Below are 2,672 nucleotides of genomic sequence, written 5' to 3'. Positions count from 1 at the left end.
GGGCTCCGCCCCCAGACCCCCACCCCTTCAGCGGTTCAACCCCTCCGTCAGGTGATCGGCAGCGGGGCCGGTAGCGCTGGCTCCCTCAAGGCACAGTTGGTGGGTGGATGTGTGCCGTTGTGGTCGATCGTGATGGTGTGGGCGTCCAGCGGAGGTCGCCCGTCGGCGCCCTATTGCCTGGTTGTGGCTTCGACGAAGGCCCACAGGTCGGTAGGGCCGCCGTGTTCGACCCGTGCGGGCAGTGTGTGGGTGATCTCGGCCCAAGATCCGTCAGGGGTGGTGATGAGCCGGTCAGGGCGAGGGAAAGCGGCCAGGCCGGGCACCCTGCGCCAGACGGTGAAGGCACCGGCGGGTGTGTCGAGGATGGCGGGGTCAGGTCGCTGTCGCGCCGATCGCTCGGGGCCCGAGCCTCTGCGCGGCGGGTTCGTTGCGCATAGATACCGAGTGCCGCGCATCGCTTGACTGTGCAGTGGTGCGGCGAGAGGCTTCCACAGAGCGCAGTGAGCATCATCGAGCATCCTCCGGACTGGAGACAGTAATGGCTCTACGGTTGATCGGAGGAGACGACGAGAGTGAAGGCATCAGGTTCCCCCGCAGTGGTGGGTGGACACCGAGACCTACGAGTTCGTTGTGCAGGGGCTGACCGGTATGACCCGACCAGGGCCGAGGCACGAACGACGGGGAGGCTGACGCCCGATCACGAATCGATCATCCGGTTTCCCTGATCGGCTGAAGCGCTTGCTTGCGGAGGCGCATGGTGTCATCACAGAACTTTGAGGAAATATTCGCGGAGATGCTCCGCGAAGTAAACCATGAGGCCCTGCATCTGGAGTTGAGGGACTTCTACGGCCCTCCGTCCAAGACCTTCGCGGACTGGAAAGCGGTGTCGACTACGACCCTGCGGACAAGTTCGCGCCCTGGGTGTCAATCGTCCGGGAAACCGCCGCACGTGGAGTCACGGTCAGCCGTGCCCGCATCGTCCGTACTCCGGTCAGTGAGTACGCGCGATATCTCCGCTGGACGACGAGCATGAACATCGGAGCTGGTGAACGGGTCCGATGGTTGGCCCGTCGTGAGACGGCTGGTCGGTGTCTCACCGGCGCGGACTTTTGGGTGATTGACGGGGCCGTCGTCTACTGGAACCACTTCTCCGGCGACAGCGTCCTCACCGAGGTCGAACGAGACGACCGGGAGGCATCGGCCAAGCTCGCGCGTTCAGCCTTTGAAGCCGCTTGGGCAAGGGGTATCGATCATTCCGAGTTCAAGCCCTGACAGTGGCCCACTCTCCGACACCGGCAGTTCGGGAGGCGCGGCACGCCATTGCGGTGCGCCTGCGTGACATCCGCCGGGATGCGAATCTCAGCGGGACGGCTCTGGCGCGGGCCGCGGATTGGGATCGCACGAAGGTCTACAAGATTGAGGCGTCCACGACCGCGCCGTCTGAGCTGGACATCCGCACTTGGTGCGTTGTGTGTGACGCTGAGGATCAGATCCCTGATCTGATCGCGATGGCCCGCGCTGTCGAAACGATGTACGTCGAATGGCGGCGAGCCGCCCGTTCCGGGCTGAAGGCGGTGCAGCGCGGAGCCATCCCTCTCTATGAGAAGACCACGACCTTCCAGATCTATGAGCCTGGAGTGATTCCCGGGCTGTTCCAGACCAGGGACTACGCGACGGCCCGCATGGGGCGATTCAACGAGTTCCATGGTTTCCCCGGTGACCTTGCGGACGCGGTCGAGGCTCGTATGGAAAAGCAACGAGTCGTCCGGTCAGGGAAGCGGACGTTCGCCGTCATCCTGGAGGAATCGGCGTTGTGGTTCCGGATCGGTTCACGCGAGATGATGCAAGAGCAGCTTGATCATTTGCGGTACGTCGCCACGTGGCCGCAGGTCTCGCTCGGGATCATCCCCCGTGACCAGGAACGCCGTATCTGGTCGGTACCCAACTTCTGGATCTTCGACGGGCGGCGTGTGATCACAGAGACGCCCACGGCCGAGCTGAACATCACCGCGCCGGGCGAGGTTGAGATCTATCGGCGCATCTTCACCGAACTCTCCACCATGGCCCTCGTCGGCGCGGGCGCTGAGCGGCTGATCTCTGAGACGTACGCGCAGTTCTGAGCCACAGCGAGCATCATCGAGCATCTTTGTGGAAGTCCTGTAGAGCGGGGACTTAGCGTCCTTGTCATGAGCTTCGACAAGCCTCGCAGTGAGGCCACCGGCACCGAGTCCCCAGCGCGTAACGGTGAGCGTCGTAGGTTCCTGTCCGTTCTGGATGAGGCGGTTCGCGAGCGCGGCGGTATGTCCTGTGGGGTTGTCCGGCGGGCGGGTGTGCCGGTTCTGCACGTCATCAACTCCGAGGCCGCTTCTCGCCGTACCGAGGTCGGGGTCGACTTTGTTGACTCGGACTGGTGGTTCACCTGGGCTGAGACCGGCGACACGATCGGGCCGGTAGACGACCCCCAGGGCGTTGCCGAGGCCGTTGGCCGCTACTTGGGTGTTCACCTTCGAGCCGTGGGATGACAAGCACGGCTGAGGGGCAGGTGTGCCGTCATTGCCGCAAGCCCATCACCTACGGTCCCGGCTGGTGGGAACACGTCGGCGCAACGGTGGCCTGCAATCCGCACCAGGCGACGTATCCGCCCCGAGGGACCAACGCCGCTCCGCTCGTGG

At 64.3% G+C, this 2,672-nt stretch carries 3 protein-coding genes; all 3 read left to right on the top strand.

Features of this window, described 5'->3' with window-relative positions:
- The first annotated feature begins 921 nt into the window (after nt 1-921).
- The 3 genes from ACH34W_RS55330 to ACH34W_RS55320 all read left to right on the top strand — a co-directional run bounded on the left by ACH34W_RS55330 (nt 922) and on the right by ACH34W_RS55320 (nt 2,522).
- Complete coding sequence (locus ACH34W_RS55330; protein WP_395969347.1) at nt 922-1,272, top strand: DUF6879 family protein; 351 nt, start codon at nt 922-924, stop codon at nt 1,270-1,272.
- Between the two features lie 53 nt (nt 1,273-1,325).
- Complete coding sequence (locus ACH34W_RS55325; protein WP_395969346.1) at nt 1,326-2,120, top strand: helix-turn-helix domain-containing protein; 795 nt, start codon at nt 1,326-1,328, stop codon at nt 2,118-2,120.
- Nucleotides 2,121-2,186: 66 nt separating this feature from the next.
- Nucleotides 2,187-2,522 (top strand): hypothetical protein, encoded by a 336-nt coding sequence (locus tag ACH34W_RS55320; protein ID WP_395969345.1) that lies wholly within the window; start codon nt 2,187-2,189, stop codon nt 2,520-2,522.
- Nucleotides 2,523-2,672 lie beyond the last annotated feature (150 nt).

It is taken from the genome of Actinomadura sp. 6N118 (assembly GCF_044326415.1).
GTDB lineage: Bacteria > Actinomycetota > Actinomycetes > Streptosporangiales > Streptosporangiaceae > Spirillospora.
Note: the sequence above shows the minus strand (reverse complement) of the source record. Positions and strands in the feature narration are given on the sequence as shown.